General features: G+C 70.4%; 2 protein-coding genes. Both read right to left on the bottom strand.

The window, feature by feature from the left end; translation table 11 throughout:
• On the bottom strand, window positions 1–2,539 hold a 2,539-nt coding region (locus Aph01nite_RS40545; RefSeq protein ID WP_204046411.1), incomplete at its 3' end, for a non-ribosomal peptide synthetase.
• A gap of 181 nt (window positions 2,540–2,720) precedes the next feature.
• Window positions 2,721–5,665 (bottom strand): glycoside hydrolase family 48 protein (locus tag Aph01nite_RS40540; RefSeq protein ID WP_204046410.1); only part of this gene is annotated, 2,945 nt, incomplete at its 5' end.

Raw genomic sequence — 5,665 nt, 5'->3', positions numbered from 1 at the left:
GGTCGGCGGTGAGGGACGGACGGCCGAGATAGCCGAGGGCGACGCCGGATCCGCCGATCAGGAGTTCGCCGGGCACGCCGATCGGGAGGGGGTCGAGGTGCTCGTCGACGATGTAGCAGCGGGTGCCGCCGATGGGGGAGCCGATGCGGATCTCGTCGGGGTTGTCCGGGACTTCCCAGGAGGTGGACCAGATGGTGGTCTCGGTGGGGCCGTAGACGTTGACGAGACGGCCGACGCGGGGACGGAGTTCTCTGGCCAGGGAGGCAGGGAGTGCCTCGCCACCGGCCAGGGCGACCAGGCCGGGGCCGTGGAACCCGGCGTCGAGAAGGGCACGCCAGCCGGAGGGGGTGGCCTGGACGTGGGTGACGCCCTCGGCGCGGATCAGGCGGGCGAGCGCGGGCGCCTCGGTGGACTCGGCCAGGACGACCGTGCCGCCGGTGACGAGCGGGAGGTACAGCTCCAGAGCGGAGATGTCGAACGCGAGCGAGGTCGCGGCCAGCCAGACATCCCCCGCCCCTGAGCCGAGCTGGTCGGCCATCGCGGCCAGGAGGTTGGTCAGCGCCGAATGCGGAACGGTCACACCCTTCGGACGGCCGGTCGAACCCGACGTGTACAGCACATAGGCCGCGTCACCCGCCGACGGGCGAAATTTCGGACTCGCACCCGCCACTCCCGCGGCCGCTTGGGGCTCCTGTGCCGGGCTGGGGTTCCGGGCCGCGCCAATGTCCCACGCGAAGTTGAGGTCCTGGATCGCGCTGGGGTTCCGGGCCGCGCCAATGTCCCGCGCGAAGTTGAGGTCTTGGGTCGCGCTGGGGGTCCGGGCCGCGCCGAATTCGCGCGCGGAGTTGGGGTCTTGGGTCGCCCGGGGGTTCAGGGCCGCGCCTGGGTCTCGCGGGGAGTCGGGGTCCTGGATCGCGCCGGCGTCCGGGGAGTCGGGGTCCGGAGGCGGGGGGAACAAGGGTTTCGCGCCGGAGTCCGCGAGGACGAAGGCCAGGCGGGCGGGCGGGTAGTCCGGGTCCAGCGGGACATACGCGGCGCCCGTGCGCTGGACGGCGAGCAGCGCCACCAGGAGATCGGTGGACCGGGGGAGCTGGACCGCCACCAGGTCGCCCCGGCCCGCCGGGATGCGTGCGGACAGGTCGGTGACGCGGCGGTCGAGTTCCGCGTAGGTCAGCCGGTCCTCCCCGCAGATCAGCGCGAGCGCGTCCGGCCGGGCCGCGACCTGGGCGGCGAACATCGCGTCGAAGGTCCCGGACACCCCCGGCGCGGTCTGGTTCCAGCCGTGCAGCACCAGGTCCAGCTCGTCCCCGCGCGGCGCGGTCAGCCGGGACAGCCGGATCTCCGGCTCCCGGATCACCCGCTCCAGGATGTCGTGATATCCCGCGACATATCGCTGAATGGTCTCCCGGTCGAACAGGTCGGTGTTGTAGACCGCCAGCATGCCCTTCTCGTACACCGCGAAGCGCAGTTCGTGGGTCGCGTGCGGGAAGTCGGGCTCCACGTGCTCGGTCGTCACACCCGGCAGCGTCAGTGTCGGGTTGGCCAGGTTGAACAGCCCGAACATGGCCTGGAAGAGCGGCGTCCTGCTCTGGTCCCTGGCCACGTCCAGCGCCGTCAGCAGCTGGTCGAAGGGCACGTCCAGATGCCGGTACGCGGCCAGCAGCCGGGACCGGGTCTGCCGCAGTATCTGCCGGAACGTCGGATCCCCGGACAGGTCCCCGCGCAGCACCAGCGTGTTGGCGAACAGCCCGATCAGCGGCTCGTACTCCACTTTGCGCCGTCCGGCGGTGGCGAAGCCGACGGAGATGTCGGTGCCGCCGCTCCGCCCGGCCAGCAGAGCCTGGTAGGCCGCCATCAGCACCATGAACGGAGTGCAGCGTTCCACGGCGGAGAACCTGTCCACCGCCTGCAGCAGTGATTCGGGCAGGCTGCGCTGGACGTGCCCGCCCGAGGTGGTGGCCACCGGCGGGCGGGGGCGGTCGGCCGGCAGGTTCAGCGGCGGCGCGTCCACCAGGATGTCGGTCCAGTAGTCCAGCGACTTGGGGGCGCCGGTGTCCGCCTCCAGGAGGTAGTCGGCGTACTGGGCGGGGAGCGGTGGCGGTTCCTGCCCGCCGTACAGGAGGGCGAGTTCCTGGCGGAGCAGGCCGAGCGACCAGGCGTCGGCCACGATGTGGTGCACGACCAGGCAGAGGGTGAACCGCTCGGGGGCGCTCGTGATGAGCGTGGCCCGGATGAGCCGCTCGGCGGCGAGGTCGAAGGGCTGCGAGATGCGGGCGGTGACCAGTTCGTCGGGCTCGGCGGCGAAGATCAGTTCGAGCGCGAACGGCTCCGGCGGGTCGACCACCTGGACGGGGGAGCCGTCCCTGAGCGGGAACCGGCTGCGCAGCACCTCGTGCCGCGTGAGGATCTGGGTGAGTGCCGCCGCGAGCCGGTCCGGGTCCACCGGGCCGATCAGCCGAGCGACATGGAACAGGTGGTACGACGGGTCCCGGGGATCGAGCCTGTGCAGGAACCACAAACGTTCCTGAGCGAGTGACAAGGGGAGCATCGAAGCCCTTTGACCAGCGACTATTTGATGGGAACGCTCCCACCTCGGATGGGTTTCGTCAAGATCCGCCAATGGCGGCGGGTGGAGTTCCTGTGCGGAAATGAAACTTTCATCCGGGACGGCCGGAACGGCCGCCGCCACGAGGGCGGCGGCCGTCCCGGATGGAGCTAGATCATCCTGCGGGGAAGAACGAGCCGTAGTCGGCCAGCGCCATGGCGATGTCCGCTTGAGCCCAGAATCGGTGGTAGGTGAACGTCGGCACGGCGCCGCCGTTCAGGTACGCCTGCACCTTCGGCCACTCGGGGTCGCTGGTGTAGAAGGAGCGGATGCCCAGGAACGTCTTGCCCGGCACGATGGTGTCGCCGTTGGGCATGACGCCGCTGAAACCGGACGGGATGTAGAGACCCTGCTGGGTGCCGGAGCTCCACACGTCGTCGAACCGGTTGTAGTCGGCGCGGGTCTCCGGCACCACGATGCCGCGGGAGTCCTTCAGCAGGAGCATCCGGTCGAGCAGGCCCTTGGCCGTGTTCTTGGCCGAGATGCCCAGCGTGCTGGTGGGCTCCTTGGCGGCGTAGTAGATCAGCGTACGGACGTACGCGGCCGCGACGCCGACGTCGTTGGTCCGGTTGCGGACCGAGACGTGCAGGCCGGGGTTGTCCGCGGGCGTGCCGGTGGTGCTGTTGAAGCTGGCCGACGGAGCGCCGCTCCAGTCCATCTCGTTCGGGATCTGGAAGGTGCTGCCGGTGCCGAGCGTGGTCTCGGAGATGGCCCAGGCCACCCACTTGTCCAGCACGGTCTTGGCCATCGCGTTGCCGGTCACGTAGTACAGCTCCGCGAGGCGCTGCACGCCCCAGCCCTGGAAGCCGAACCACTGGTTCGAGGGCGGGTCGTGGTAGACCGGGTCGACGTCGTACGTCATGCCGAAGAACTGCGGAGCGCCCGCCGGCCGGGCGGCGTACGCGCCGTCCCAGCTGTTGGTCGCGCCGCCGGCGATGGCGCCTTCGGCCGACTGCAGCCACTTGTAGAACTGCACCTGCCGGGTGAGGCTCTGGTTCCAGTCGGCGGCCGCGGTCGGCGACTGCGGGCGCAGCGCCGTCGGACCGGCCGGGGACAGGGCCCACGCGGCGAGCGGGTTCTGGTAGCCGCCGTGGTTGTGGCTGGAGCCGATGCGCCACGACCAGGCGCCGTCCATCGCGCCGCCCCAGGCGAAGTACCAGTTCAGCAGGTACGCCGAGCTGCTCTTGCCGGAGCCCGCGGTGCAGGTGGGCGAGGCGCAGCCGGGGTTCTTGAAGTACTTGTCGTACATCGCGTAGCGCAGGTAGTCGCCGAGCTTCGCGGCCTTGGTGAGGGTCGAGGCGATCTGCGACTGGTTGCCCTGCTCGGTCGCCCAGGTGAGCGCCCAGTAGGCGGCCTGGACGGCGCGGGCGTCGGCGTCGGGGGCGTTGGTGTAACGCCACTGGGCGCTGCCGGTGCCCTGGATGAACAGCGGCTGGAAGCCCTGGCCGGACATGCCGTACCGGGTCGTCTCGCACGAGGGGTGCGGGATGGTCTCCCAGACCGACTCCTGCGGGCCGCGCTGGTAGGTGTTGATGTAGGTGACCCGCTTGGTGTTGTCGCCGCACTCGGTGAGCGAGCTGCCCCGCCCGGTGCCGTAGCCGTAGACGTCGTCCACGTCGATCAGCCAGTGCATGGCGTACATGTTGCGGTTGCCGTACGTCGAGGCCAGCTCGTTGGCCAGCGGGTCGGCGCCCGCGACGACCGAGGTGCTGAGCGGCGACGGGTACTGGCTGGGCTGGTTGAACTCGGGGGCGTAGTCCGCCGGGTCAGACGGGTTGTAGCTGGTCTGACCGCCGGGCTGGCCGGCCGCGGACGGGATGATGTAGTTCTCCATCAGCGTCCAGGCGGCGTTGAACGGCGCCCAGTTCTGGGTGACGCGGCCGTACTGCGCCTCCAGCCAGAGCAGGAAGCTGAACGCCTCCGACGTGGTCTCGTGACCGTGGTCGGGGGCCTCCACCATGAGCGTCTCGATCGAGTGGTACGGGATGCCCTCGGGGGAGAGGTAGCCGCTGGCGGACGCCTTGAGCTTGGCGTACTGGGCCTGGAACTCGGTGATGTAGGTGTTGCCGCTGCCGGGCTCGTCGTCGGCCTCGGTCGCGGTCACGGGCACCGTGGTCAGCCCGGAGGAGGCCACGTTGATGGTCCTGGTGCCGTTGGTGTTGTCCGCGTCCTGCGCCGCCGACAGCGTCACGTTCTGGTTGGTGTTCCAGTTCGCGCTGGTGAAGGTCAGCGAGGCCCCGCCGGTCACCGTGATGTTGGTGTCGCCGGTGGTCGCCGCGGTGCTCGTGACGGTCACGTTGGCGGTGGGCTGCACGGCGAGCCGTACGCCGAAGATGGCCGTCGCGCCCTCGGGCACGGTCACGCTGGTCGGGGTGACGATCAGGGACTGGGTGGTGACCGGGTCGTCGTCGAACTCCGTGGCGGTGACCGGGACCGTGGTGAGGCCGGAGGAGGCCACGTTGATGGTCCTGGTGCCGTTGGTCGTGTCGGCGTCCTGCGCCGCGGCCAGGGTCACGGTCTGCGGCGTGTTCCAGTTCGCCGTGGTGAAGGTCAGCGACGCGCCGGCCGAGACGGTGATGTTGGTGTCACCGCCGGAGGCGGCCGTGTTGGTCACCGTCACGTTGCCGGTCGGCTGCGCGTTGAGCCGCACGGTGTAGGTGGCGGTGCCGCCCTCGGGCACGCTCACGTTGGTGGCGCTGACCACCAGCGACTGGGTCGTGGTCGGGTCGTTGTCCACCTCGGTGGCGGTGACCGGGACCGTGGTGAGGCCGGAGGAGGCCACGTTGATGGTCCTGCTGCCGTTGGTGGTGTCGGCGTCCTCGGCGGCGGCCACCGTGACGTTCTGCGGTGTGTTCCAGTTCGCGCTGGTGAAGGTCAGCGAGGCGCCGCCGGAGACGGTCAGGTTGGTGTCTCCGCCGGACGCGGCGGTGCTGGTGACCGTCACGTTGCCGGACGGCTGCGCGCTGAGGCGCACGCTGTACGTGGCGGTGCCGCCCTCGGGCACGTTCACGCTGGTCGGCGTGACCACGAGGGACTGGCTCGTCACCGGCCCGGTGCAGA

This window comes from Acrocarpospora phusangensis (assembly GCF_016862995.1).
GTDB lineage: Bacteria > Actinomycetota > Actinomycetes > Streptosporangiales > Streptosporangiaceae > Acrocarpospora > Acrocarpospora phusangensis.
The sequence above is the reverse complement of the archived record's forward strand: the minus strand, read 5'-3'. Positions and strand labels throughout refer to the sequence as shown.